Below are 26,146 nucleotides of genomic sequence, written 5' to 3' on the forward strand. Positions count from 1 at the left end.
TTGATGGTTCAATGCCTGTTGTGGCTAGTTGGTTTACACGCACAGCAACAGGGCTGGGATAAGCATTTTCAGGCCAATACCATTGGGCATCGAACGGTACTCTCAACGATTCGCTTGGGATTGGAGGTACTCAGGCGGCCTGATTATCAAATCACGGAGAAAGAATTGCTGGCGGCCTGGGTATTATTCGCCAATCAGTTGCTCAAATATGGCTATGCTATGGCTGATTTATGAGGGGATCCTTCAGAGATTAGCTATCCAATTAAGAACCAGTGGTCAAGACAAGTTATCTGTAATTGAAGAAAAGCTAATTAAAGCCTTGTTAGAATATGAGAAAAAAGACGGACTTATGTATCTTTGGCTATGTGAGTTTTATTTAGATCTTGGTTTCAATAACTCAAGGATAAAATATTTTGCTGATAAATCATATTCAAAAGGTCTCGAATATTTAGCACTTTCTAACCACCTTTCAGCAAGAGCATACTTAGAGCTATCATCAAGATTATATGCATCATCTGATCAATCAGAAAAATCAAATAACTCATTATTTCATCTTGCGAAATCATGGGCAAAAGAAGGTAATAATAGGCTCAGTGACTCAGGCGCTATTGCTAGTGAATTTTACAATAATGCGATCCAAGTCTTTAGAAAAATACCAATTATATATCGTGATAAATTAGGTGTTGAATATGAAATAAACAAGCTTAGATTAGGCATTAATGAAGCTAATGCTAATGCTATAAACCAGATGGTTAGGGAAAGCCATACTTTTTCACAAGAAGATATTCATGAGATGTCTAGCATTGCAAGCACATGCTCAAGTTATGTAAGTAATGTTGACAGTGTAGTAGAGGCTATATATAAATTTGTAACTATTGCAGAAAGCTTTAAAAGAAATAATATTATTGATGAAACAAAAAAATGATGTCACAAAACATACTTACAAGCCTAATGCCAAGTACATTGTTCTCAAATGATGCAAGAGTAATATCAAAAACAACAGCTTATGAATTTTACAAGGATGACGAATCTTCAGATGATTCAGTTATGAATCAAGTTTTTCAAAATATATATAATAAAATTGACTTTATTATCGACATACAGATATTACCAGCACTACAAACACTTTTAAGTGAGCATAGAATACCATTTGCTTTACTGCTAGACTTGTGTCATCAATCACCATTAATACCTAGTAATAGACAGTATTTATTTGCAAAGTCTTTGCACGAAGGATTTGAATTCGATTTCTCATCAGCAATATATCTTTTGACCCCTCAATTAGAAAACTTGGTTAGAGTTATCCTTAAATCACATGACATATTAACGACAACTCTAGACCTGAATGGTATAGAAATGGAAGTTGGGCTAAGCACATTATTAGACAAAAAGGAGGCTACGGATATTTTTGATGAAAACTTACTTTTTGAGTTTAAAGTTTTATTAACAGATCCAAGAGGCCCAAACTTGAGAAATGATCTAGCTCATGGACTTTTGTGTGATGGTTCTTCATCAAGTAATGCCGCAATTTATGTATGGTGGAGAACATTAAAGTTAGTTGTCGAATCTTTACTTCTAAGCTCTGAAAATTCATAGAATAGACGGAAACTCACAACTCTTTTTGCTTTTAATAAATAGAAGACAACGCCAGATTTCAAGGGATACACCTTCCCCTGCGAAGTTGCTGAAGGGCGTTGAAGAAAATAGCGTGACGCAGACAGGACGTCTGCGTAGCTTTCGGGGGGAAGGGACGCCCCATCGGAAGCGTTAGCTATTTTCGAATAAGCACGAAGCCACTAATCAATGCATGTAACTTCGCTAGGGGCGGCAAGGGAGATCCAAGAGGGAATTGCTGTTGATCCCCTCTTGGTCGGGTGTGGGGTGAAGCCCCACGACGTTGATTTAGATTTTGATTTCTAATGCACAAACCTTTACACCAAGATCAAACTCAAACGAAGTTTAAACACCCCCAGCCCTGCGGCGCCTGAGCAACCCCCTACACTTGTGGTCTATGTAGATCGAAACGCAGATCTTCGGAGATCCCATAATAAGCCGATGGGCCGCCAGCACGTAATACGGGCTCGGCAAGAGCAGTTTGATAAATCCCCTCGGCATTGAGTAAATGCTTGGCAATATGCACGGCCACCACTTCACCTAACACTAACCAAGTATCAATCTTGTCGCCATTGGCGGCGGTGAGTTGAATACATTGGGACAATTTGCATTCGAAGTTTACTGGGCTTTCAGCCACTAAATCGGCCTTAACAATGGTGCCAGCTTTAGCCGTGAGTCCGGCAAAACTAAACTCATCTTGACCGCGTGGCAGCATGGCGGAGGTTTGATTCATCTGCTCGGCTAAGCCGCGAGTGGTGAGGTTCCACACAAACTCCCCTGTTTCGACGATATTGGCGACACTGTCTTTCCAGCCTGTGCTGGCAAAGCCGATGATGGGCGGTTTGTAGTTGAAACAATTGAAAAAGCTGTAAGGTGCGAGATTGCGTTGCCCCTCGGCATTGCGTGATGAAATCCAGCCGATCGGTCGAGGCCCCACAATCGCATTTAAAGGATCGTGTGCAAGGCCATGGCCTTTGCTCGGTTCGTAAAAATAGCGGTTATCAGCAGTCATACTTCATCCTTTTGTTATTGCCACAACAATACTGGTGCAATTAATACAGCCGTCACAGGTACGCTTTTATAGCCGCTATCTTACCCAAGTTTCGAGCAGCGACCAAAAGTCTGTAGGGCAACTTAAGTAAACTCCTTGAACAACATCTGGCTGCAAATTTCAAATCCAACACACTCTTCTGCTAAAGTGATACTTATCAGTAGGCTAAAAAGCCTAACTCTGCTAAATAGCATGTGGCAAATGAAGGAGCGGTGAATGGACGCGATAAAAGGGGGATGGAAGAGGTTGTTGTTGGTCGCAGTGCTGTTAGCGACGGGTTGTGCCAGCGTAGCGCAAATCGATTTCAATAGCCTGTTTGGCACTAGCTCACCGCAAAAACGCGTCGAAAATGCACAGCTGAACGACCAATTTATTCAACAGGCCGAGTTTGTGCACAAAGAAGTCGAGCCTATTCTCAATAGCCGCTGCGTGGTATGTCATGCCTGTTACGATGCCCCCTGTCAGTTAAAAATGACCTCAAGCGAAGGTATAGAGCGTGGGGCAAGTAAGGAAAAGGTTTACCAAGGCACACGTTTAGTCGCTGCCACACCTAATCGCTTATTTGTCGATGCCTTTACCCCAGAAGCTTGGCGTCAACGCGGGTTTTACCCCATGCTAAACGAGCGCGATCAAACCCCAGAAGCCAATACCCAAGCCTCGGTATTAGCCAGAATGCTCACGCTTAAGCAAATGCATCCCCTGCCCGAAGACAAGATTTTAGATAAGCGTTTTGATTTCAGCCTAGACAGAGTTCAGCAATGCGCCAGCCTAGAGGAAATGGACAAATACGAGCAAAGCCAGCCCCTTGCAGGTATGCCTTATGGCTTGCCAGCACTGAATGCTAATGAACATCAAGTGTTGATGCACTGGCTCGAGCAAGGTGCGCCACTGCCGTTTGCACAGGCGCTTACACCTGAATTTATTGCAGAAATAACCCACTGGGAGGAGTTTTTAAACGGCGACAGTTTAAAAAGCCAATTAAGTGCACGTTACATCTACGAGCATTTGTTTGCCTTCCATTTATATTTTGAGTCTTTAAATCAGCCGAACGCCCAGCCTTTATTCTTCGAGTTAGTGCGTTCTCGGACGCCGCCGGGGCAAGCGCTGGATATTATCGCCTCCCGTCGTCCCTTCGACGATCCTAAGGTGGAGCGAGTCTATTACCGCTTTCGGCCTTATCGGGCAACCATAGTCGATAAAACCCATATCCCCTACGCTTTAAATACCGGCTTGCTAAATAACTGGCAACAATGGTTTATCGATGCGGATTACTCAGTCACTCAACTGCCGAGCTACCAGCCGAGCGTTGCGGCTAATCCCTTTGAAGCTTTTATTCAAATTCCTGCCAGTGCGCGCTATCGATTTATGCTGACCCGCGCCCAAGATACCATTATGGGCTTTATCAAAGGTCCAGTGTGCCGTGGTCAGGTGGCGCTCAATGTCATTAACGATAGATTCTGGGTGTACTTTGTGACTCCAGATTATATGGACGACACTGACTTTAGCGCTTTTTACCATTCCCAACTTGAAAACCTACGTATGCCTGCAGAGGAAGAAAGCACTGCATTAGCAGTAACTTGGGTAAAATATGCCGCCAAGCAAGGCAAATATATGCGGGCGCGTAATCAGTTCTTGAACGAGAAATTCAAAAACGGCCAGCACCTTACCATAGACGGACTCTGGGATGGCGACGACACCAATGATAATGCCAGCCTGACAGTATTTCGGCACTTCGACAATGCCACAGTGGTCAAAGGCTTAGTCGGCGAGCCCCCCAAAACGGCTTGGATTATCGATTATGCCTTGCTGGAGCGTATCCACTATTTATTGGTCGCGGGTTTCGATGTTTATGGTAACTACGGCCACCAGCTATTAACTCGCTTATACATGGATTTTTTACGTATGGAGGGGGAATCGAATTTCCTGACCCTGTTGCCGCAGGAGGAAAGACGCAAGCAGTTGAGTGATTGGTATCAAGGGGCAGGTACTCAGCTCACGGCCTTTATCGCAGGGGATATCAACACCTTTCATCAGCCTACGGGCGTACTTTACTTTAGTGACGATCTAAAGGGCGAGCTGTATCAAAAACTCGGACAGAAGGTTGCTAAGGTTCAACCCAATCGATATCACATAGAAAACAGCAGCTTGCAAATACATAGCAAAGCACTTTTACACACATTAGATCGATTAAAAGGCACACAAGCGACCCTGTTACCTGAACTAACCATGATCATGGTGGAACCTGAAAAAGCGGGTAAAGCTGAGATATTTACCTTAGTTCGCAATAGTGCTCATCGGAATATTTCGAGCCTGTTTAATGAGGCGAGTAACCGCGAACCCGCTAAAGATGACGTCACTTTAGTGCATGGCTTATTGGGCAGTTATCCTGAGGCATTTTGGCAAGTGAAAGAACAGGACTTGCCTAACGTCGTGGCGACAGTAGAGAAAATGCAAACTGAAAAAGACTATGAAGCACTGTTAGATATGGTGGGTGTACGCCGTACCGATCCGAAGTTTTGGGCCTTTAGTGACAAACTCAATCAGATCTTTTTCGACAATCACCCGATAGAAAGTGGGTGGCTGGATTACAACCGACTGCAAAATCGTTAATAAAAAGGGGAACGTTAGTGTTCCCCTTCCTTTCAAATCAACGCAGTAAACTTACCAGATCTTAACGCGATCTTCAGGGGCTAAATACAGCTTATCGCCAGGCTTAACATCGAATGCAGTATACCAAGCATCTAAGTTACGCACGGTCAGCGCGCGGTACATGCCGGGGGCATGTCCATCGGTTGCCACCCGAGCACGCAGGGCTTCGTCACGCATCTTAGTGGCCCAGGTTTGCGCAAAGCCGATAAAGAAGCGTTGATCACCCGTAAAGCCTCCAATCACTGGGGCATCTTTGCCTTTAAGCGAGGCGTGATAAGCATCATAAGCGGCGGCTAAACCTGCTACGTCGGCAATGTTTTCACCTAAGGTCAACTTGCCATTCACGTGTAAATCAGGGAATGGCGCATAAGCATCAAACTGCTGCGCTAACGCATCGCCTTGCTTATCAAATTGAGCAAAGTCAGCGGGCGTCCACCAGTTACGCATAGCACCAGTCGAGTCAAAGGCCGCGCCATTGTTATCAAAACTATGGCTGATTTCATGGCCAATCACAGCGCCAATCGCGCCATAGTTGTAAGCGGCATCGGCCTTAGCATCGAAGAATGGCGGTTGCAAAATACCCGCAGGGAAGTTAAGCGCATTCTGCACCGGCAAGTTCACCGCATTCACCACTTGCGGCGTCATCCACCACTCGCCTTTATCCATTGGTTTGCCAATCTTGGCTAGCTGATGGCTGTACTCTACTTTTTCACCATTGATGGCATTGGCGTAGGCATTGGTCGCAGTCACAGCATAGCTGTCGTAATTGCGCCATTTGTCGGGATAACCCACGCCCACCGCCATAGTGGCCACTTTTGCTAGGGCTTCTTTCTTGGTTGAAGGGTCCATCCAATCGAGTTTTTCCACTCGCTGACCGAAGGCGGCCACTATGTTATCCACCATAGTGCTGACTTCTGCTTTGGCCGAAGCGGGGAAATATTGCTCGGCATAGGCATGGCCTACGGCATCACCTAAATATTGGTCGAGTGCCGCTAAGGCACGTTTATCGCGGCTGCGCTGCTCTGGCGTGCCAGAAAGCTTAGTGCCATTAAAAGCAAACGAAGCGTTGTCGATAGCCGATGGCAACACATCAGCATGGCTGTTGATATGGTGAAACACGAGCCAATCTTTCCATGCTTCTAAAGGCTCAGAGGCCACAAGCGCAGAAAGTCCCGTAATCGCCGTTGCATGGTAGGCCGCAAATTTAGGCTGATTGCCCAGTTGCGCCGCCGCTAGAAAGGCAGTCCAATCGATGCCCGGTGCTTTGGCATCAAAGTCAGCACGGCTCCATACACCCGAAGACTGAGTAAAATCCTCGCTTGCTTCACGGCTGGCGTGGGCCGCGGCAATCTTGTTTTCAAGGGCAAAAATACGATCGGCACGGACAGCGGCGTCGCTCACACCCGCATCTTTGAGCAAGGTTTCAATGTAAGCGCGGTAAGCGGTGCGAATGTCGACCATTTTAGGATCGGCAGACAGGTAATATTCACGCTCAGGTAAGCCTAAACCACCCTGTAAAAAGTAAGGTAAGACTTCGCCCGGCGTGGCTAAACCTTGGGTGACGAAGATCCCAAATAGGTTTTCGGTATAAAAATCAGTCGCGTTGAGAGGATCGACATCCGCGCGCAGATTTCCGCCTAACGCCGCAGATAAATCCTGCTTGCTCACAATGGCCTCATAACGGGCAATATCCGCCTCGGCAGGCTTCATTCCTGCGGCATCAATAGCGGCAGTATCTGTGTAAGCTTTGTAGAAATCGGCGATACGCGCTTCGTCGCTCCCAGCCGCATGTTGCGCTTTCACCAAATCGGCAATCAAACTGGTTTTATGCTTTTCGGTTGCTTCAAAGGCAACGAGGAAAGCGCCAGTGCTAGAGCGATCGGCTGGGATCATCGTCGTTTTCATCCATTCGCCATTGGCGTAGGTATAAAAATCATCCCCTGGTTTTACCGTTGGCGTCATAGCCGCGACATTAATGCCAATCGGCATTTGAGCCGCAACGTCTTGACTTTTTAGCGCGTTTTCGCTGGTTTTTACGGTGTTTTCTGTGGTGTTATCACTGCAAGCAGTGAGCCCAGCCAGTACTGAAGTTGACAGTAACAGCACGGGAATAAGACGGTCCGACATGAATGACTCCTCTCTTTTTTATTATTGTATTTATAGTGTGATTGCTAAGTTTGGCAGTGTAACTGGCACTGAATGAAGAAGTAAAACAAAGCCAATTTTTATGATAGAAAGTTAATGCAAACAATTTGAGCCAGACGCTTAAACACGCAGCTTAGTATCATCACGACCGCGCTCAACTGCAGGCACAAAAAAGCCGACACTATGTCGGCTTAATCAAGTTTGGCTAATGACTACTCTATAATTTGATCTGAGTGTACTGAGTCCACGCAAGTACTTGTCCCATCTGAGGAATGATCCATACTGCCGTGTGCTCATTTTGATAAACACGATAATAAAATAAATCTTCATCACGGATATCATGCTTACGAATTTCACGGTAGAACTGCATAGCAGAATGGCTGACTTCATCCGGTTTTGTCAGTTCTTTTTGTAACACTTTAACGTGAAAAACATCGACTTTAAGGTCATCAATTGTGGTCTGGTACTGCTCAAACTCACCGCGGATAGTGTATTTAATCGGCGTCGTTAAACAATCTTGATCTGTAATACAGGAGGTCGAATAAAACTTCCCCTTATTTTGCCCTTCATAGACCAGAGACATACTGAGATCATTACGAACTAAGAGTTCACCCGCGACGGGAAAATAAATATCCGCATGGTAATTATGCTCAAGTAACTCACCCATTCCTTTATCATCCGCAGGGAGGACAATACGGTTATAGCGAATGCGCTGCTCCATTATTTGGCTCAACGGAATAAACTCCGCCATATTTAATCCTGCGGGTTTTGCATCTATCGCCGTGATATTGATGATGCCGTGACCACTGCAGGCATCGGCGTCCAGCTCAGGGCAAATCGCCATCGAATAATTTTTGCCATCTGTTGAGGTAAACGCACTGAAATAATTAAGGTTATTGATGTGATTTCCCTCTGGCGCTAAATGTTTTTGCCACCATGAAGGATGTAAACGATCCTCATCACCAATATAGAAGGTTCGTGCCGTCCCCAGCGTGCCACCAATATTGAGGCTGATATATTTATCGGCATGCCATTTAGCCACCTGTTTAACCACCGCATGGTGGTCGCTCACATACCAAACGATTGCCAAGATAGCGCACAAAAGGGCAATACCAGCAACTTTAGTCCAAACCGACACCCCCACTAAGGCATCACGAATTGCATTCGCATCATTGATCGCCAACATCTTTACATGGGATTGTTCAGAGATATGCAATTGATAACCGCGGCGTGCCACGGTTTTAAGCTGCACTTCGGTATAGGGTTCGAGCTTTTTACGTAAGGTACTGATGCATTGCGTTAAAGAGGTAGGAGCAACCACCCTTTCAGGCCAGCCGACCTGCAGCAATTCTTCCTTAGTAAAAATGGCATTCGTGGATGATAACAGCAGCACTAATAAGGCCGTTTCGGAAAAAGTCAGGCTGATGGTTGTCCCATTCACATGATCGACTAATTCCTTAGCCTGTTCATCTAACATTAAATAAGATGTGATTTTATGCATGTTAAACGCCTGAAAGATCAGCCAATACTGATAAAGTTTGATTACACTAACAACATGCAATCATCATGTGACATTGTTTCTTTCCAAGAAAACGATGATATGCAATCACCAAGTCAAGATGGTTTATTTTACCTTTTAACAACATATAAGAGTGTGACTCTATACTCAGTTTAGTCATTGTTTAATAAGTACAAAGTTAGACTAATACAGAGGTCGCTAAACTAGATTTCTTGGTATTTAAAGATCCAAGAACAACACAAAAGTAATGCACCAATCCAGCCACCCAGCAAACCATACATTAAGGGTAAGCCCAGCCCAGTTTGAGCAAGCAGAGTGAGACTACTTTTGGCCGCGAGTGTATCCGAGGGGGTCGCGAGTAAATTTAAAGCACGGAACAGATCAGTAGGGTTCAACAAAATCAGTAGATTGAATACAGTACGATTAAACATCTCACTCATTCCAACCACAGCACTGAGTAAAATCAGATCATAAACCAGCACAAGCACAAACCATAAAATGAGCAATATCCCCAGCGCCTTGGCTTTTTCTCGCACACACAAGCTAACCCAATAACCCAAGAGCACGAACACTAATGACAGCAAAATACTGCTCATAATCAAATGGGTAAACCCGATAGCTATGGATAACTGGGCCTGAGTATCGCCCAGTGATATCAGTATTAATCCTGTTAAACCAAAGCCCAAAATGCAGGCAATGGTCATCACGCAGGCATGGCCTAAAAACTTGCCGCACACCAGATGCCAACGTGCTAATGGATAGGTCAGCAGTAACAACAAAGTGCCGGATTCTTTTTCACCAACAAAGCTGTCATAACTCAACAAAATCGCACCTAAAGGGAGCATAAATACCGATAAAGTGACTAACCCAGAAAGGATTTGGGCAGGCTCAAATACCACTAAGTTGCCGGACACTGCGCTGCCCATAAAACTCACACACAGAGATAGCAGCAACAAGATTCCCGCCATCATCCATAACCAACGATTACGTAAATTATCCTTAAACTCTTTGGCGGCTATGGTGCTCACTATGCTCAGGGCACTTAAACGGCGATGCAAAACCTCGGAACGGTTCATAGGACTGATTCCAAATTAATCGCCTGATTTATATCTGTTATGTTAATAGTCTTTGTGGGCATTTTTGGCGACTGAAGGGGGCAAAGACTTTCCATGTAATGATGAAACACACTCTGCAAACTAGGAGGTTCAATAGAAAAATCCCCCGCTGGCACTTTTTGTAATAAGTGATTTAACACGGCTGACTTTTGCTCCAGTGGCACGACGAGCATGAGTCCCTGCCCCGCGTTTGCCTTAACACATGCCGCTAAAATGGGATCCGCTAGCAATGCTTGCCTTTGAGTATTAGATAGAAAATGCAACAAGATATGATTTGGCAACTGAGTCGCCGCCCTCAGGGAGGTTAAGCTTCCCGAAGCCAACATTCGTCCTCGACCTAAGATCAAAGCGCGATCCATCTGATCTTGTACTAATCCCAACTCATGGGTACTGATAATAATGGCGCAGCCCTGCGCCCTGAGCTGAGCGATTTTTTGATACAAGAAAGCCGATGCCAAGGGATCTAAGCCAACTGTCGGTTCATCGAGTAACAGTACCTTAGGCTCAGCCAATATCGCCTGCGCCAATCCAAGACGTTGCCGCATCCCCTTAGAAAAAGTACTCAAGCGCTTATCTTTAGCGGCCTCTAAACCAAATTCAGCAAGTAATTCATGCACTTTAGGCAAGGCAACGCCCTTAAGCTTAGCGAAATATCGCAGCAGCTCATTGGCGGTCATATTGTCATAAAAACTCACATTTTCAGGTAAATAGCCTAAGGACAAACTCTGTCTGGCATTCATACTTCCGACACTATAACCTTGAACTTGGAGCAAGCCACTTGTGGGGGTAAGTAATCCCAAAATAAGCTTGAGTAACGTAGATTTACCCGCACCATTGTGCCCAAGGAGTGCGATCACTTGACCCGCTAGCACCTCAAAACTCACATCATCCAGTGCCTTAAACTTGCCATAGCATTTACTGATATTCGTCGCTTTAACAACCACATCTGCACTCGTTACAGGCTTATTCGCTGAGCAGGTCATAGTTTGATGATTCATCGCGAACCTCCATCAATCAGTACGTGCGCGTCACTTTGCATTAGGGGAAAACTATCACTTATACCGCTCGTCACTTGGGGCTTAAATTGGCGTTCCACCCAGCGCAGTAACAACACAACGGGGCTTTCCATCAACAGTTTGGCTTCAGGATAAAGCCAAAACAGTTTATCTAAACTGTCATTCGGCCTATGGGCAATATCCCCTAATCCATCGCCATTCAGATCCCAACCTTGATATTCCGACCAGTAATTCCCCTGCCCCTGATAACTCCATTCAAGTTGAGTTTCTCCGACATATTTGACTTGGGTTTGATTGGCCATAATACGATTATGCCAAAGGCGATTTTCCTCTCCGCCCATGGCCATACTGATCCCGGTATCACTGTGGCTAAACTCGTTATCTTGAATACGGTTATGTTGAGCGGCGTAAATAAAAATACCTTTCCCTTCATTGCCAAGCTCCACAGTGCCATTAGGGTTATGGATTTGACTCGCAACATTGGCTTGCACATGGGATGCCTCAGTAATGTTGAGTAAAATGCCAAAGTCCCGCGCCTGAGTCACACGGTTGTGGTGCAGGTAAATATTGGTTGAATTCATTAGGGCATAACCGCCATCGACGGCAATCGCTTGGTTTTGCCACGCTTCGTCGGCTTGGGTATACATGTAGTGAATGCCATATTGCAGCTTAGTGAATTGATTTTCATAAATGCGGCTGTGGGCAACGGACTCTAAATACACACCATCACGGACAAAAATGAGCTGATTGCGGTCAATTTGTGGCGAATTAACATGCTTAAGATAAATGCCATCACCCCGATCAAGCACATGAATGGCACCGTTGCCACTAATACTATTGTCCGTGATGATGGGCGAGTTTAACTGTTCGCCATAAATACCAAAACCCTCACCCACCAAGCGGTTTCCCTTAATCTGCACATGATCCGCCCCTTTTTTGAGTAAAATGGCGGCATCACGGTAATACAGATCCCGTCCCCAGTGGCGGATATTTAGCCCCTCAATACTCACCTGAGGTGCCTCAATGACCAACGCACTCCCTTGGCGCAGTGCATCTAATGTCGCGCCTATTTCCCCCTTTAGCGAAATAGATTGCGTCACCTTAAAGGAGCCTTCATACACCCCAGTGGCTAGCACCAAGGTGTCACCTGCTTGGGCTTTGTTAAGGGCAAGAGTGAGTGAATCTGTATCTGTTACCCGAATGAGTGCAGCCCAAGTACCGAAAGAGGCAAAGCACAGCAGCCAAATAAGGACGAGACGCAGCTTCATCATCACAACCTTATTTATCACCCGCGAGCAGTTCTAGGGTGATGTCATCAAATCTCAGCACTCGGCCACCGTATTCCTTAGCAAAGGCTTCGGCGGCAGCTTTGGTACTAAAAGGGGCAACGGCAGGTCCCATCACAGCTTTCTTGGTCGTACCGTAAACATAGAAGGCACTTTGAGCATCAATAAAGGCGCCATCGTCTGGCTGATCCCAATCAGTCGTGCCCGCGTCATGCACCATCATGTAATCAATTTGTCTTTTATTTTCAGGCTGTAATGCAAAGTTAAACATATCGCGGCTAGAACAAAACTTAGGTACCGTTTTCTCAGCCTTGAGGTGTACTTGCCCTTTAGGTCCGGGATATTTAGTGATCACCATGCCGCATAAATGGCAACGGTCATGCTCGTGGATCATCTCGGCTTTATGAACATGGTCTGTGGCCTCGCTTTTATTACAGCCAAATAGCAAGGGCACTAACAGCAACAATGCATAGTATTTCTTCATCCTATTCATCCTTTTATTAAAAATATCAACGCCTCGCCAGATTCCTTGCAGGGACAGATCTTTACGGCGAGGGTTGATAGAAACGGGTTTCATCTTTCATTCATTTTGCTTTGTGCTTTTGCAATCGCATTATCGATTGCTTCACGGTTGATACTGTCCCCATTGTGTTTGAGCAGGAGCTGCCAATGGTCAATGGCCTCTTGGTTACGAGCATGCAAGTAAGCATCTGCCGCGAGTAACATATGGGTTTGAGGCTCAAAGGGAGAAAGTGCTAATGCTTTGGCAATCACCCCTTGGGTTTCAGGTGTCATTTGCCGAAGCTCGCGGTAATAAAGCGCGTTAGCTTTTGCCCCTAACACTTCGGCATCATCTCCCCCTATTTCGAGTAATTTATCTAAGGTCAGCACCGCATCTGAGTACAAACCTCCCGCATTGTAAGCCTGAGCTAATGACATAAGTGCCAAGGTGTTTTGCGGCTCACTCTGAGCCCAACGACTGGCTTTGGTAATCTCGGCCGCCACTAAATAATCAATATTTTCATCAATCCGACCTTGATCCCAATCCCTAAAACGGCCTGTTTGACTGTAGATAGCAAGGGTAAGCAGCACTAGGACGATTCCCATCGCAAAGGGCACTTTGCTCGACATGTTTGGCAACTGTGCGATTCCCATGATTAGGTTTAGACGCATGTGCTGCCAGTAAATGTAAGCAACAAACAACAGTAAACTGATGCCAATGCCTAGTCCTAAGCTCACCATTCCAGTCTCCATTTCACTCTCCAAACAACTCGTTTTAGGAGCCTGATTAACCGTGTGCAGGCATCATCTTTTTATTTTTCATCTCTTTCATTTCGCTGGGTTTCTCAATATTTTTCAGTTCGATTTCAAAGATAAGTGCTGACTCAGGAGGGATAATACCTACGGCTTCAGTGCCATAGGCAAGGCTTGCTGGTACCACAAAACGGTATTTAGACCCCACAGGCATCAACTTTAATCCCTCTTCCCAAGCGGGGATCACCGACATTAATGCAAACCGAGTGGGCTCTTTACGTCCAACCGTATTTTCAAACTCAGTCCCATCGATAAGAGTGCCAACATATTCCACTGTGACCACATCTTCTGGATTGGGTTTATGACCTTTACCTTGGGTTAAGACTTCGTATTGAAGACCAGAGGCGGTAACTTTAACGCCAGACTTTTTTTGATTTTCAGCAAGATATGCCGCACTTGCCTTTTTAGTTTCTGCCATTTGTTTTTCAGCAACGACAGTTCTTGCGGCATTGAGTTGTTCTGCTCTTTGGTTCAGGTAGGTCAGCACTTCTTCGTCGGTTAATTGCTGTTTATCTTTAAGCGCATCCACAAAACCTTGCACGACTAAGTCGACATTCACCTCTGAACCCAATTCAACTTGGTTATAAACCTGGCCAGAAATGTAATTACCAATAGAAGCACCAATGCTGTAAGAGGTTTTATCTGCATCGGTTTTCAGACTTGTGCCGGCAAAACTGGCTACCGAAACAAATAATGCGGCGCAGGTCGCCACTGTGATGCTTTTGGGGATAAAAGAAGTTGGCATACGTGTTTTCATTTTATGTTCTCTACAATGTTAACCCTGTGGGTTTCGCCTTTTGGCCCTGCAAACCAAACCGATAAAACATCGGTCCTGTGTTACTAAGGTTTTTCTGTTACTCGACCTGACATACGCCAGCCATAAATACCATCGGCCATATGACGCACACCTGTGTAACCTAGCTTCATGGTTTCTCTCGCCGCCATATTGCTGCTGGTGCAAAGGCGGTTAGCGCAGTAAAACACCATGACTGCATCTTTATTCTTTGGAAGTAACTCTCTCCAATTCTGAACATTGAAAAAAACTGCTCCGGGGATAAAACCTTCTGCCCATATCTCCAGTGTATTTACGTCGAAAAAATAAACGCCTTGCTTGCCGACTAAGGTTTCCGCTTCCATCATCGAAATGGGATTTAATTGGATTTCGTTATAGGGCACTTCAGACATTTCTGAGCCACCACCGGCGATGACTGGCATAGCAGTCACGCCTAAGGCCAACACCATCAATATTCGGCTTACACTTTGACGAAGCATGTTATGCATAATTAGGCTCTCATATTCCCCGACACCCAAAGGTGTCGGGGATAACTAGGACTCAAGTTAAACTATATTTTCTTCGTACTCAGCGCATTACCATCAATAATGGCTTGGGCTTGGGTCACATAGGTCAAGGCGGCATCTAAGCGTTTTTGTGAGTAACGCGCACCATGAACCCCCCATGAACCATCGGCTTTAATCAGCTTGAGGACATCTTGAGCTTTATCGGTCAACAACAGCACTTGCGTCTTATCTTCTACCGATAACTTCGCCATATTGGGCGACTTATCGATGCTAATAAGGGCTTTTTCTACTTTGGCATAGGTTTCTTTCACTGGTTTTTGCCACTTCTGAACTTTGCCGTAGATTTGCTGTTGATCTTTAAAGTGCAGACCCTCACCCAACTTAGATTGGAATTGGCTATGGCAGCCTTTGTTATCCACTACATCGTGATCAGAAGCGGAAGTACGAGCACAGGTCCACATGAGATCGAGGTAGTTATGGCCATTTTCGTCCTTCGCCACAGTCCAGCCCTTAGTAGATGAGTCGCGAGACTTACCTTCAGGTGGGTTAAGCGTCTTACGCAATGGATCGACATCGATTTTCCACATGTGCGACTTACGAACGTTGTCGAAACCGGCCATATCAGGGAACTGGATCGCGGTGAAGTTTTCACAACTACCCATGTTTGGCATGTGACAGCTTTGACAAGTTTGTTTACTGTGGGTCTTGGTATTACTCGCAATTTCAGCCTGTGCCGTATGGCAATCGGTACATTCTTTGATGAGTTTTGGTTTAGTAATACCGGATTTCCAATCACCATCAGTCACTTCGTGTGGATCATGACAGGTAGAACAACGCATACCCTTATCGTAGTGAGACGAGGCAAACATTTGCGAACCTTCTGTACCACAAGATGGGCACGAAGATTTCATCTTCACGTTAAAGGCATATTCCAGTTTTTCTTTACCCTGTGGGGTTTGCGCAAGTTCTTCTACGAAGTTAAAACGCTGGTGACAACGCTCACAGTTAGAAGGCATACCACCACCGATACCGCCGTCTAAATGACCACCTGCGCCATGACACTCTTCACAGGTAATACCGAGTGACACTGTATGTTTTTGTAGCTCTTTAGGATTACCAAGGGCTGCAAAAAACTCATCTTTAGTTTTAAAATCAAACTTAAAGGTGTGGCACATTTCGCAATAGGAACTCGCAGGTTGGAATAAGAATTCCTTCTCGTATTTAGCACCATAGGAGCTCATACCCCACTGGTGTGAACCACTCGCGCCAAAATCTTCCATTTTAGTTGGAAATTCAGGAATAACTTTCTGAATTTTCTTCGCCATTTCAGGGGTTAACCATTCAGCCCAACCACGGGAGAATTGATTACCACCGGCGACCATAGTGCCAGTACCATCTTTGAGTAAACCGTCTTTCACATGGAAAGTACCGCGTACTAAGTAGCTATCGATAAAGCCGTATTTGGTTCTTGGTGTTCCCACCGTCGCATAAATTGCATCAGGGGTAATGCCGTCTGGCAGGATAGAAGTATCCTTAGTGCCATACATAGTTTTGTTTAAATCGTTATCGACTTCGGGATGACTCCCCGGAAAACGTAAGGTTTTTGAATGGCGTGAACGTTTCCACTTTTCATATTGTGGACCGTGGCACTCACCACATTTTTCAGGACCAACAAACTTATTTGGGAAATCCAAAATCGACTTGGCACCAAGGCGATATTGCAATGCCATAGGGCGATTGCCCTCCTGATGTTGGCTATATTTTTGACTATCACCACCGTGTAAGTATTCTTCACCACGGTCACTGACCTTATAGGTTCCTTTTAAACGACCTTGCTCGGCATATTTAAATACCGGATGATTTTCAAAAAGAAAATCAAACAACTCTTTTTCCTGAACAATATAATCCTGCAGTGTTCTTACACCACGGGATTCTAGTGTTAGATCGGGATTAGCCATAATTCCCTGAGCTTCCGCACTCTGTTGTTTATTACCATAGCCAGGCTTTACCTCGCCCGGTTTAGCATCGGATGCTATTCCGGCCACACTGACGATAGTACCTAAACAAAACAGCACGCTGAGTGCTATTTTGGATTTCCATCGTTTCATCATTCACTCCTAATTATCATTAGTTTTATATTTTCCACTGAACCTAACTGCTCACTGAACGACATAAACAATTGACCAGTTACAGCATGGTGGAGGCAAAAAACCATTAAAAATCAGAGCTAGAGCACACTAAATTCCCGCTGATAAATCAAGATGAATAAAATCAATTAAAATTAATTAAATACAATAACTTACAAAATTAATGCCATTTATTTTTTAGAAGTTAAAAAGCACATTTTAGTTATAAAAAAAACTAAAAATGCATTTTACTTTTCAAAAAACATCAAGCGTAAAAAGGAATGATTTAATAACGGATAAGATCACATTATTAAATGCAAAACTCGACTAATCTTAAAATCAACAGTGATTAAAGCTTGTGATTAAACTGACTTTTACTACGAAGAACTTATATGTACATTTAAAATCACAATAAAATAACTCAAGTTTCTGAGCGAACTTAATAAAAATCAGCATGTGAAAATCACACGGGTAAAATAGCCAACTGTAAACACTATATTACCGCGACCACATTATTCTAAGGCATAATAAATGACAACTATGCTTCCAGAAATTGGACATATATTACTGATCATTAGTAGCGTATTGGCATTATTTTCTGCAGCACTGACCTTAATCGGTGTTAAGCAGAATAATGCCTATCTGGTGGGATTAAGCCCGACACTCTTTAGAGCCATATTTACCTCAGTATTTGCTTCACTTCTTTGCTTAATTTATTGCTTTATGACTGATGATTTTTCTGTTGCTTATGTCGCAAACCACTCTAATAGCCAATTAGCATTGGGTTATAAAGTGGCCGCCGTTTGGGGCAGCCACGAAGGGTCAATGCTGTTTTGGATATTTGCGATTGCCCTTTGGGGCGCGATCATCAGTTATCGCATAAAGATGGCGGATTGCACTCAAGATAAGGCCAGCGATAAATACCAAGACGCCCTATATTTTGCGAGGCTGTTGGCCATTTTGGCATTAGTAATCCTTGGTTTTAACTTATTTTTACTCTTTACCTCTAATCCCTTTGCCCGCTTATTACCTAACATTCCAATTGAAGGGCGAGATCTTAACCCCATTTTGCAAGACATAGGACTCATACTGCATCCGCCCATGCTCTTTCTTGGTTATGTTGGCCTCACCGTTTGCTTTGCCGCAGCGTTAGCATCACTGCTCGGTGGTGGTTTTAATACTCGTCAAATTAACTATTTACGACCTTGGGTATTATTAGCGTGGGTGTTTCTAACGGGCGGCAATGCCTTTGGATCTTGGTGGGCCTATAACGAACTGGGTTGGGGTGGTTGGTGGTTTTGGGATCCGGTAGAAAACGCCTCCTTTATTCCTTGGCTTGTGGCAACAGCATTAGTGCATTCCCTCATTCTCACTCAACGTACTCATGGCTTTAAACTCACGACTTTACTGCTGTGCTTATTGGCATTCTCACTCAGTTTACTCGGTAGCTTTTTGGTGCGCTCCGGCATAGTGCAATCGGTACATGCCTTTGCCGCCGATCCGACCCGTGGCATGTCAATCCTCTGCTTATTAGTGATTTTTGTTGGGGTTGCGTTACTCATTTTTGCACTCAAAGCCCATCATTTAAAACAGGATGTGACTTTCTCGCTTTTCAGTAAGGAAACGCTGTTACTGCTCGGGATCGTTATCTTAGTCGTAGCAGGGTTTTCCGTATTACTCGGTACATTTTACCCTTTGATCTATGAGCTACTCGATTTAGGTACACTTTCAGTAGGTGCCCCTTATTTCAACGCTATATTTGTCCCCCTCACTTTCTTGCTTGTCCTGTTAATGGGCATTGCGCCCTTAGTGCAATGGCAAATAGCGCAATGGCAAATAGTGCAATGGCAAAATGCCTCAAAGACTCGTATCACTTCCTTGCTCATTCCTAGCCTAGTGATATTAGCCGTCGCAGGCTGGGTAAGCTTACAGGCCGCCTCGGGCAGTAGCTTATTTTTACTCCTTGGCACTGCCGCAGCACTTTGGTTGCTAGTGTGTTTATTGCTCACGATATTGGCAGCCTCGGGATTAGGTAAACGAATATATGCCCGGCAATTAACCCAAAACCGCAATGAGCACGGCTTAAATCCTCCCGTTAAATCATCAAAACAAGGGTTTATAGCCATGCTATTCGCCCACTTTGGGGTGGCTATCACTATTATTGGTGCAACATCCGTCTCCTTTTTTGAACAGGAAGCCCTCCTCAGAATGGGCCCTGGCCAAGGTAAACCGTTGGCGGGTTATATCTTAGTGTATGAAAGCACAGAGAATGTTGAAACGAGCAGCTTTACCGCCATTCAGGCCAATATCAGTATCCGCGATGGTGCGAATGATGAAGTGATCCTCGGTTACGTTAGGCCGCAACGCCAAACCTTTAAAAGCAATGGGATGGAAATGTCCCACGCGGGTATCGACCATGGATTATGGCGGGATATTTATGTGTCTATGGGGCTGCAATTAAGTGACAGCGAATACCTTATCCGCATCAGCTATAAACCCCTTGCGAGTTGGATCTGGCTTGGTGCGCTATTAATGATGCTAGGTGGGGCGATTGCCGCTTGGCCTACTCGCCATTTTAGCTACCAAGCTGATTTAACAACCTTAGGTAACCTATCCCATCACAAACCACAGGAGACACTTGCCTAATGAATCCAATATTGCGCTTTTTAGTCTTACTGCTCCCTATCACCTTATGTGGGATAGGGATCCCATGCTTATCCGTTGCGCAAGCTCAGCCCATATCAAGCCTTTCCTACCAGCAACAGGCAATAGATATCAGTAAAGTGCTGCGTTGCCCTATGGCGACGAATCAGAGCCTATTTGAGTCACAGGCGCCAATCGCCCACGAACTCAAAGCACAAATATTCTCGATGCTGGAACAGGGGCAAAGCCAAGATGAGATTATCGATTTTATGGTGCAACGCTATGGTCAAAAAATCCGTTATCAACCTGAATTTAAAGCCTCCACCTTCGCACTTTGGTTTGGGCCACTGCTGTTATTAGTGCTTGGTGTTGGGTTGTGTCTCGCATTGGTAACCCGTAGAAAAACACAAACGACTATTTAAAAGTAAAGGATAACCAGATGAAATTACACTATTTTCCCTTTGTTCTACTCGTGTGTTTGGGTCTGTTTTCTAATAGCAGCTCAGCCCACTCACTAGACAATAAACTTTACAGTACGGGAGAGCCCCTCCCTAAGCCCCTTGTGATGACTGGTTTTATAGAAATGCAGCACGCACGCGGCGTACCAGAAGTTCCCTTTATTGATGAATCAGGACAAACCCAAACCCTAAAACAGCACCAAGGAAAATTGGTTTTAGTCAATCTTTGGGCAACCTGGTGCGCCCCCTGTTTAAGGGAAATTCCAGAACTCCAAAAACTTAAGCAGCAGTATCAAGGGAAGAATATCGCCATCATTCCAATCTCTATCGATGAAGAATCTAAAGATGTACGCCCTTTTCTTAACCAACATGGCTTTAGCGGCTATGCCACTTGGCTTGACCCGGAGCAAAACATAGAACAAATCATTCCCGCGAATGTCGTACCCGCCAGTTATATTTTTGATGCTAAAGGTAATCTTGTCGGTTTTGTGCGGGGATATCTCGATTGGGCTGATAAAGACGTTGGCCCTTATCTTGATCAACTGATTGCAAAATACGGCCAATAATCACCAAGTAACACAGACTCACAATATATTTCTCCATTCGGTCATCCGCCAAAATTTACCGAAACCCGCTGCCGCCTATTTGGCTGCGGGTATTTTTATCTCTACCCCATCTTTGTATTCTGCGACGCATTTCTTTAAAATTGCCGCCAAACTCTTTATTTCAAGGCAAATCAGATGAAACTCACCCGCTTAACTCAACCTATTTATGACCACTTATATCGTGATATCAGTGAGTTTCGTAGCACCTTCGACTTGCCCGTTAATGATGTTGATTCTTTAGATGACAAGGCAGACACCTTACATACTTCACTGATTATTGAGGAGTTAACTGAACTTGCAGAAGCCGATAGCCGTATCGAACAGGCCGATGCCATCGTCGATTCTGTATACGTGTTAATGGGCCGTCTAGTGCACTTAGGCGCGCAAGCAATGACGGACAGACTCGAAATCAGTTACCTGATTGACTTGTTGCTTTGCGTGGCTCAAAACCGTGAAATCGACTTTATTAGCTGCTGGGATGAAGTCCACTCGAGCAATATGAGTAAAGTGTGCCGTAACGAGCAAGAACTTGCCGAGACCATTGCCTTCTATGCCAAGCAAGGTGTTGAAATTGTCGGTAGTCAGCAAGGTGATTTCATCATAGCGAAATGCGCTAAAGATGTGGAAATGGCAGGTAAAGTGGTTCGCCAAGGTAAGGTACTAAAATCGGTTTACTACCGCCCAGCGGATCTGACAACACTGGTTAAAGCCTAACCACGGCAAGCCTAGGATAGCACTTAACTAAGTGCGTCCTAGGATGCGTTGAACAAGGCTAAAACGGCAGAACTCAGTCCGATGTATCACTCTTACGATATTCTAAAATATCCCCAGGCTGGCACGACAGGTACTCACAAATACTCGCCAGTGTTTCAAAACGCACGCCTTTCACCTTGCCACGTTTTAGCAGGGATAAATTCGCTTCGGTAATGCCAACCGCTTTGGCAAGCTCCTTAGAACTCACCTTCCGTATCGCCATCATGACGTCTAAATTAACGATAATGTCCAAAATTACACAAACTCTTTGTTTTCTGCCTCAAAATCTCGGGCAGCTTTAAGCAAATAAACAATCAGCAACATCAATAAAATCGTGGTGATATTGCCAAAATCGAGCGCCAAGTCGATACGGGTATCCTCAAAAAGCGACTTGTGATAGTAACCTACGCCTAAGGTTTGCAGTATCTCTATCACTAAGGCGGCAACCTTAAGCCAAACCAACCACAGATAACAATGCATACTTTCGTCGCTAAAAAACAAGCCGTCTTGATAGTAGGCTAATAATTTTTGCAGCCAATAAACACCCAGTAAAAACGTGATAAACAATGGACTTAACATTAACAGCAACAAGGTTTGACTCGCATCAGGCGATACCCATAGCGCTTGGAACAATCCATTATTCGATCCAAAACGTATCTCATCATGGACTAAGTAGCTATAACCCAGATACACCACCACAATCGTAGCGGCTAACAAAATCACCCACCGGAAAAATGCACTGATTTTTATTAACTTTTCTATGTTTTTATTCATCACTCAATCCTAAATTTAATCCAATCCCAGTGCTCTTTAACCTTGGCTAGTATACTCGTCCGGTAAAATATATTGCAAAGAAATATAATTTTATTGTTTTACGATAATTAATTTTCGTATTAACATAATGTCACTTCTAACAACTCAAGGTTACAACAATGCGATTATCCTCCTTCATAAGCCAGTTATGCAGTGCTGCTATTGCCGCTATGCTACTCGCAAGCTGTTCAACCTCAACCACTGAGCAAAAAACCAATACGGATAGGCTTAACAGCCAGCAAGCCCAAGTGCCGCTCATTCCCATCGAAGATTTTTTCAATGAGCAAAATATTCACCATTTAAAAATGTCCGCCGACGGTAAATGGTTAGCCTTCACAAAGGAATACCAAGGTGCGAGCAATATTTATGTAATGGCGGATAAAAGCGATCTTGCAAGTGCGACACTCTTAACGCAGTCCATTGAACCCATTAAAGAATTTGAATGGTCATCAAACAGTAACGAACTCTTTTTTATGAAAGATAAAGGGGGAAATGAAAACACCCAAATTTTTAAACTCAGCTTTGAAACGCCCCAAGGCAAAATAGCGCCAAAAGAGCAGCAACTGACGCACAATGACAAGGTGAAATACAGCGTCATGGAACAGCCTAAGGATAACCCTGAGCAGCTGGTTGTGATGGCGAACCACGATGAATCGAGTCGGATGGATATCTATTGGCTCAACACCCATGATGGCAAGCTAACGCCTATTTTTGAAAACCACTTAAACTTGGTGCAAATGAAGTTTAATAAGCAAGGGCATCCCGTTATTGGCAGTAGCACTAATCTAGATAACAGCTATAGCCTCTACACACTCATTGATGGCACTTGGCGTAAAATAATCCACACAGCTAAGGGTGAAAGCATTGATATCTTAAAAGTAAACGATGCGAAAAAACTCGCCTATATCAGTGCCAACATTGGGGAGCGGGATAAACAACAACTGCTCAAAGTTGATCTTATGACGGGAAAATATGAAACCTTACATAAAGATCCTAACGATGAAGCGGATGTTTATCAGGTATTGTTTAACGATGCTGGTGAACCTTTAGCCATTTCCTATTACGGCGGGCGCTTAAGAACCTATCCACTTGATACTGAGTTTGCTAAGCACTGGGATGTGATCAATAAGCATTTTAATCAAGATGTTGAAATAACCATTACCGAACGTAACGAGAAAAATAATCTCTGGCAGATCAACGTCGCGAGCGATAGGGCATCGAGCTTAGATTACCAATACAATGCCATTAATGGTGATATCCACTTACTCGCGGATATTCCTCCAAGCATACAACCAGAACTGTTATCACCCAGACAATCCCTAGTCTATACCGCAAGGGATGGTGTAAAAATTCAGGCTTATTTGACATTACCAAAGGGAAACCAGCGCAATTTACCCACCATCATTCTGCCCCATGGCGGCCCTTGGGCTCGGGACTACTGGGCGCTAGACTCGGGTTACTTCCATGCGATTGCTCAGTTCTATGCCAACCGTGGTTATGCCGTGTTACAGCCAAACTTTCGCGCATCGACAGGATTTGGCAAACACTTCCTCAACTTAGGCAATAACAATTGGGGCACTGGCAGTATGCAAGATGACCTGACTGATGGTGCAAATTACTTGGTCGAACAAGGGATTGCGGATAAAAATCGCTTGGGGATCTTTGGCGCATCTTACGGTGGTTATGCGGCTTTATCCGGCGCGACTTTTACCCCAGATCTTTACCAAGCCGTGATCGCCTATGTGGGGCCGTCAAGCTTAGTCACGCTAATGGCGTCTTTCCCCGATTACTGGCGCCCCTATTTAGGCCAATGGTTTGAATCAGTGGGAGACCCGTTAATTCCTGAACAAAAACAAGATATGGAGAACCGCTCCCCAATTAATTTTGTCGATAACATAAAAGCACCGCTGATGCTTATCCAAGGAGCCAATGATCCGCGAGTGACTCAAGTTGAATCAGATAATATTGCGAAAAAAATGTACCAAAAATCGTTACCCGTTGAATACTTACTCGCCAAAGATGAAGGTCATGGATTTATCAAACGTGCCAACAAGCTCGCCGCGATAATTGCGACTGAACATTTCTTTGGTAAGTACTTAGGCGGAAAAGTGGATAATAATGTCAATCCAGCTTTGCTTGAACATCTTAATAGCTTAAATGTTGATATAGAAAAACTGTAACCTTAATAAAGCGTTAGAAGTGCAACACCGATTTTGCCAAGGAAGGCGAAATATCTTAACAGGCTAACGCGGTTAACTGTGGGCCAATAGACTAATCTATCAAGTATGACTACACCCCAAGAGATAAAAATGAATCCAGCAAAAGTCGTGCGTGCCGAGGTTAAGCAATTAACTGATTTACCGAATATTGGCAAAGCCTGTGCGGCGGATTTACGTTTGCTTGGCATAGATAAGCCTGAGCAGCTGTTAGATAGAAACCCCTACGAGCTGTATCAAACGCTGTGCGACAAAACGGGCCAGAGACACGACCCCTGTATGCTCGATGTGTTTATCTCCATCACCCGTTTTATGGCAGGTGAAGATCCTAAACCTTGGTGGTTTTACACCGATGAACGCAAAAATACCTTAGAGAAATAAAGCTTTAGCGACTATCTATCCTCCTGTTTATCCATTATCGTTTCGGGCTCTTCCCTTAACCACTCACGCCAAATAGCCACCAGCAGGGCCATCAATACTGGACCAACAAACAAACCGACAAAACCCATGGTTTTTACGCCGCCGATCAGACCGAAAAAAGTCGGTAAGAAAGGCAATTTAATCGGCCCACCGACAAGATTAGGCCTTAAGGTTTTATCGACAATAAACAGCTCTATGCTGCCCCAAAGGAACAAGCCGACACCCGCCGTCATATCGCCAGTGCCGACAAGATAGAGTGAAATCAAGGTAAACATGGTTGGCGCGCCGCCGGGAACCAAGGCCATAAAGGCGGTTAATACCCCAAAAGCCACGGCCGAAGGTACTCCCGCAATCCAATAGGCAATACCCAGCACTATGCCCTCACCAATTGCGATAAGCGTCATACCTATCACGGTAGAACTGACTGTTGCAGGCACCACACGGGAAAAACTATGCCAGCGAGCAGGCAGCACTCGCTCACCCACGATATCCAACTGTTTAGCCACTTGCGGACCATCTTTATAGAGGAAAAACAAAGTGATCAGCATAAAAAGTAAGGTCAATAACAACCCTAAAGTATTCCAACCCAATTGAAGCACCCAACGGGAAATGCCACTCAAATTCTGGCCACTAATGGCACTGATAATTTGGCCTAATTCATGGGGTTCACCAATAAACTGCTGCCATTGCAGGGTTAACCATTCACCCATCCAAGGCAAGTCTTTGATCCACAAGGGCACGGGCGAACCATGTTGGTTAGTGAACACCAACCAATCAACCCAAATTCTAATCTCTTGTAACGCATAGGAAAATACAAACACAAGCGGAATAATCAGCCCGAGCACAATACAACATAGGGCAATGGTTGCCGCCAACGCCGAGCGACCACCGCATTTTGCCAATAGTTTTTGATAGAGAGGCCAACTTGAAAAACACACAATCAATGCAGCTAAGGCGGGCACTAAAAAATCGATAAAAAAGAATACGCCAGCACACAAGAGCAAAACCAACAAACTACGACCAATAGCGGCATTACTGAAAATCGGCGTCATAGTGGTACGGCTCCCAAAAACTTAGATGATTAAACAATAGGCTATACGCCAC

General features: G+C 44.6%; 23 protein-coding genes and 1 pseudogene. 10 read left to right on the plus strand and 14 right to left on the minus strand.

Annotation, left to right across the window (positions count from 1 at the left end; translation table 11 throughout):
• The 3 genes and pseudogenes from L5M17_RS16505 to L5M17_RS16515 form a co-directional block, all read left to right on the plus strand.
• Positions 1-234, plus strand: a pseudogene (locus tag L5M17_RS16505) (IS4 family transposase); the annotation flags it as partial.
• Complete coding sequence (locus L5M17_RS16510; RefSeq protein ID WP_263148549.1) at positions 209-925, plus strand: hypothetical protein; 717 nt, start codon at positions 209-211, stop codon at positions 923-925. The pseudogene L5M17_RS16505 and the gene L5M17_RS16510, both read left to right, overlap by 26 nt.
• Entirely contained in the window at positions 922-1,596 is a 675-nt protein-coding gene (locus L5M17_RS16515) for a DUF4209 domain-containing protein (RefSeq protein WP_263148551.1), read from the plus strand. Before L5M17_RS16510 ends, L5M17_RS16515 begins: the two co-directional genes overlap by 4 nt.
• 400 nt (positions 1,597-1,996) lie before the next feature.
• On the opposite strand, the gene L5M17_RS16520 is transcribed toward L5M17_RS16515, so the two are convergent.
• Positions 1,997-2,626 (minus strand): flavin reductase family protein, encoded by a 630-nt coding sequence (locus tag L5M17_RS16520; protein ID WP_011845657.1) that lies wholly within the window; start codon positions 2,624-2,626, stop codon positions 1,997-1,999.
• A gap of 255 nt (positions 2,627-2,881) precedes the next feature.
• Here L5M17_RS16520 and L5M17_RS16525 point away from each other — a divergent pair, with 255 nt between their 5' ends.
• Positions 2,882-5,275, plus strand: coding sequence for a fatty acid cis/trans isomerase (locus L5M17_RS16525; protein WP_263148553.1), 2,394 nt, complete (start codon positions 2,882-2,884; stop codon positions 5,273-5,275).
• A gap of 51 nt (positions 5,276-5,326) precedes the next feature.
• Here L5M17_RS16525 and L5M17_RS16530 read toward each other — a convergent pair whose 3' ends face one another.
• From L5M17_RS16530 to sirA, 10 genes are all read right to left on the minus strand, one after another.
• Entirely contained in the window at positions 5,327-7,441 is a 2,115-nt protein-coding gene (locus L5M17_RS16530; RefSeq protein ID WP_263148555.1) for a M13 family metallopeptidase, read from the minus strand.
• 235 nt (positions 7,442-7,676) lie between these two features.
• Complete coding sequence (locus L5M17_RS16535; RefSeq protein ID WP_173496241.1) at positions 7,677-8,960, minus strand: transcriptional regulator; 1,284 nt, start codon at positions 8,958-8,960, stop codon at positions 7,677-7,679.
• A 221-nt stretch (positions 8,961-9,181) separates the two neighbouring features.
• Positions 9,182-10,054: an ABC transporter permease gene (locus tag L5M17_RS16540; RefSeq protein ID WP_263148557.1), complete on the minus strand. Its 873-nt coding sequence runs from the start codon at positions 10,052-10,054 to the stop codon at positions 9,182-9,184.
• A complete protein-coding gene (locus L5M17_RS16545; protein ID WP_263148559.1) occupies positions 10,051-11,091 on the minus strand; it encodes an ABC transporter ATP-binding protein in 1,041 nt (346 codons plus the stop codon). The genes L5M17_RS16540 and L5M17_RS16545 overlap by 4 nt, the downstream gene beginning before the upstream one ends.
• Positions 11,088-12,377 carry a nitrous oxide reductase family maturation protein NosD gene (gene nosD / locus L5M17_RS16550; protein ID WP_263148560.1) on the minus strand — a complete coding sequence of 430 codons (1,290 nt, stop codon included), beginning with the start codon at positions 12,375-12,377 and terminating at the stop codon, positions 11,088-11,090. Before nosD ends, L5M17_RS16545 begins: the two co-directional genes overlap by 4 nt.
• A gap of 10 nt (positions 12,378-12,387) precedes the next feature.
• A complete protein-coding gene (locus L5M17_RS16555) occupies positions 12,388-12,879 on the minus strand; it encodes a nitrous oxide reductase accessory protein NosL (RefSeq protein ID WP_105250347.1) in 492 nt (163 codons plus the stop codon).
• Between the two features lie 89 nt (positions 12,880-12,968).
• The gene (locus L5M17_RS16560) at positions 12,969-13,649 is read right to left on the minus strand and encodes a tetratricopeptide repeat protein (protein WP_263148561.1); all 681 of its coding nucleotides are present in this window, start codon (positions 13,647-13,649) and stop codon (positions 12,969-12,971) included.
• A gap of 34 nt (positions 13,650-13,683) precedes the next feature.
• Complete coding sequence (locus L5M17_RS16565) at positions 13,684-14,466, minus strand: FKBP-type peptidyl-prolyl cis-trans isomerase (protein ID WP_105250349.1); 783 nt, start codon at positions 14,464-14,466, stop codon at positions 13,684-13,686.
• Between the two features lie 83 nt (positions 14,467-14,549).
• Positions 14,550-14,990 carry a rhodanese-like domain-containing protein gene (locus tag L5M17_RS16570; protein ID WP_028761786.1) on the minus strand — a complete coding sequence of 147 codons (441 nt, stop codon included), beginning with the start codon at positions 14,988-14,990 and terminating at the stop codon, positions 14,550-14,552.
• Positions 14,991-15,052: 62 nt separating this feature from the next.
• Complete coding sequence (sirA, locus tag L5M17_RS16575) at positions 15,053-17,116, minus strand: dissimilatory sulfite reductase SirA (protein ID WP_263148563.1); 2,064 nt, start codon at positions 17,114-17,116, stop codon at positions 15,053-15,055.
• Between the two features lie 549 nt (positions 17,117-17,665).
• On the opposite strand from sirA, the gene L5M17_RS16580 reads away from it, so the two are divergent.
• The 4 genes from L5M17_RS16580 (at position 17,666) to L5M17_RS16595 (ending at position 21,554) form a co-directional block, all read left to right on the plus strand.
• Positions 17,666-19,780, plus strand: coding sequence for a heme lyase CcmF/NrfE family subunit (locus L5M17_RS16580; protein WP_263148564.1), 2,115 nt, complete (start codon positions 17,666-17,668; stop codon positions 19,778-19,780).
• Positions 19,780-20,199, plus strand: coding sequence for a cytochrome c-type biogenesis protein CcmH (locus L5M17_RS16585; RefSeq protein ID WP_105250353.1), 420 nt, complete (start codon positions 19,780-19,782; stop codon positions 20,197-20,199). Before L5M17_RS16580 ends, L5M17_RS16585 begins: the two co-directional genes overlap by 1 nt.
• 17 nt (positions 20,200-20,216) lie before the next feature.
• Positions 20,217-20,801 (plus strand): TlpA family protein disulfide reductase, encoded by a 585-nt coding sequence (locus tag L5M17_RS16590; protein ID WP_105250354.1) that lies wholly within the window; start codon positions 20,217-20,219, stop codon positions 20,799-20,801.
• A gap of 174 nt (positions 20,802-20,975) precedes the next feature.
• Positions 20,976-21,554 carry a nucleoside triphosphate pyrophosphohydrolase family protein gene (locus L5M17_RS16595; protein WP_105250355.1) on the plus strand — a complete coding sequence of 193 codons (579 nt, stop codon included), beginning with the start codon at positions 20,976-20,978 and terminating at the stop codon, positions 21,552-21,554.
• A 73-nt stretch (positions 21,555-21,627) separates the two neighbouring features.
• Here the strand turns inward: L5M17_RS16595 and L5M17_RS16600 are convergent, their stop codons facing one another.
• Together L5M17_RS16600 and L5M17_RS16605 are read right to left on the minus strand one after the other, a co-directional pair.
• Positions 21,628-21,846, minus strand: coding sequence for a helix-turn-helix domain-containing protein (locus L5M17_RS16600; RefSeq protein ID WP_063883682.1), 219 nt, complete (start codon positions 21,844-21,846; stop codon positions 21,628-21,630).
• A 2-nt stretch (positions 21,847-21,848) separates the two neighbouring features.
• On the minus strand, positions 21,849-22,367 hold the full coding sequence (locus L5M17_RS16605; RefSeq protein WP_063883683.1) for a DUF2975 domain-containing protein: 519 nt from the start codon (positions 22,365-22,367) through the stop codon (positions 21,849-21,851).
• A 158-nt stretch (positions 22,368-22,525) separates the two neighbouring features.
• On the opposite strand from L5M17_RS16605, the gene L5M17_RS16610 reads away from it, so the two are divergent.
• Together L5M17_RS16610 and L5M17_RS16615 are read left to right on the plus strand one after the other, a co-directional pair.
• Positions 22,526-24,586 carry a S9 family peptidase gene (locus L5M17_RS16610; RefSeq protein WP_263148568.1) on the plus strand — a complete coding sequence of 687 codons (2,061 nt, stop codon included), beginning with the start codon at positions 22,526-22,528 and terminating at the stop codon, positions 24,584-24,586.
• Between the two features lie 129 nt (positions 24,587-24,715).
• A complete protein-coding gene (locus L5M17_RS16615) occupies positions 24,716-25,003 on the plus strand; it encodes a helix-hairpin-helix domain-containing protein (protein WP_168827746.1) in 288 nt (95 codons plus the stop codon).
• 11 nt (positions 25,004-25,014) lie between these two features.
• Here L5M17_RS16615 and L5M17_RS16620 read toward each other — a convergent pair whose 3' ends face one another.
• The gene (locus L5M17_RS16620; protein ID WP_263148569.1) at positions 25,015-26,094 is read right to left on the minus strand and encodes an AI-2E family transporter; all 1,080 of its coding nucleotides are present in this window, start codon (positions 26,092-26,094) and stop codon (positions 25,015-25,017) included.
• Positions 26,095-26,146 lie beyond the last annotated feature (52 nt).

Source organism: Shewanella sp. SW24, from assembly GCF_025653395.1.
Taxonomy (GTDB): domain Bacteria; phylum Pseudomonadota; class Gammaproteobacteria; order Enterobacterales; family Shewanellaceae; genus Shewanella; species Shewanella oncorhynchi.

Coding starts and splice junctions, on each gene's coding strand:
- L5M17_RS16510 (WP_263148549.1), top strand. CDS start 209: ATGGCTATGCTATGGCTGATTTATGAGGGGATCCTTCAGAGATTAGCT.
- L5M17_RS16515 (WP_263148551.1), top strand. CDS start 922: ATGATGTCACAAAACATACTTACAAGCCTAATGCCAAGTACATTGTTC.
- L5M17_RS16520 (WP_011845657.1), bottom strand. CDS start 2,626: ATGACTGCTGATAACCGCTATTTTTACGAACCGAGCAAAGGCCATGGC.
- L5M17_RS16525 (WP_263148553.1), top strand. CDS start 2,882: ATGGACGCGATAAAAGGGGGATGGAAGAGGTTGTTGTTGGTCGCAGTG.
- L5M17_RS16530 (WP_263148555.1), bottom strand. CDS start 7,441: ATGTCGGACCGTCTTATTCCCGTGCTGTTACTGTCAACTTCAGTACTG.
- L5M17_RS16535 (WP_173496241.1), bottom strand. CDS start 8,960: ATGCATAAAATCACATCTTATTTAATGTTAGATGAACAGGCTAAGGAA.
- L5M17_RS16540 (WP_263148557.1), bottom strand. CDS start 10,054: ATGAACCGTTCCGAGGTTTTGCATCGCCGTTTAAGTGCCCTGAGCATA.
- L5M17_RS16545 (WP_263148559.1), bottom strand. CDS start 11,091: ATGAATCATCAAACTATGACCTGCTCAGCGAATAAGCCTGTAACGAGT.
- nosD (WP_263148560.1), bottom strand. CDS start 12,377: ATGAAGCTGCGTCTCGTCCTTATTTGGCTGCTGTGCTTTGCCTCTTTC.
- L5M17_RS16555 (WP_105250347.1), bottom strand. CDS start 12,879: ATGAAGAAATACTATGCATTGTTGCTGTTAGTGCCCTTGCTATTTGGC.
- L5M17_RS16560 (WP_263148561.1), bottom strand. CDS start 13,649: ATGGAGACTGGAATGGTGAGCTTAGGACTAGGCATTGGCATCAGTTTA.
- L5M17_RS16565 (WP_105250349.1), bottom strand. CDS start 14,466: ATGAAAACACGTATGCCAACTTCTTTTATCCCCAAAAGCATCACAGTG.
- L5M17_RS16570 (WP_028761786.1), bottom strand. CDS start 14,990: ATGCATAACATGCTTCGTCAAAGTGTAAGCCGAATATTGATGGTGTTG.
- sirA (WP_263148563.1), bottom strand. CDS start 17,116: ATGAAACGATGGAAATCCAAAATAGCACTCAGCGTGCTGTTTTGTTTA.
- L5M17_RS16580 (WP_263148564.1), top strand. CDS start 17,666: ATGACAACTATGCTTCCAGAAATTGGACATATATTACTGATCATTAGT.
- L5M17_RS16585 (WP_105250353.1), top strand. CDS start 19,780: ATGAATCCAATATTGCGCTTTTTAGTCTTACTGCTCCCTATCACCTTA.
- L5M17_RS16590 (WP_105250354.1), top strand. CDS start 20,217: ATGAAATTACACTATTTTCCCTTTGTTCTACTCGTGTGTTTGGGTCTG.
- L5M17_RS16595 (WP_105250355.1), top strand. CDS start 20,976: ATGAAACTCACCCGCTTAACTCAACCTATTTATGACCACTTATATCGT.
- L5M17_RS16605 (WP_063883683.1), bottom strand. CDS start 22,367: ATGAATAAAAACATAGAAAAGTTAATAAAAATCAGTGCATTTTTCCGG.
- L5M17_RS16610 (WP_263148568.1), top strand. CDS start 22,526: ATGCGATTATCCTCCTTCATAAGCCAGTTATGCAGTGCTGCTATTGCC.
- L5M17_RS16615 (WP_168827746.1), top strand. CDS start 24,716: ATGAATCCAGCAAAAGTCGTGCGTGCCGAGGTTAAGCAATTAACTGAT.
- L5M17_RS16620 (WP_263148569.1), bottom strand. CDS start 26,094: ATGACGCCGATTTTCAGTAATGCCGCTATTGGTCGTAGTTTGTTGGTT.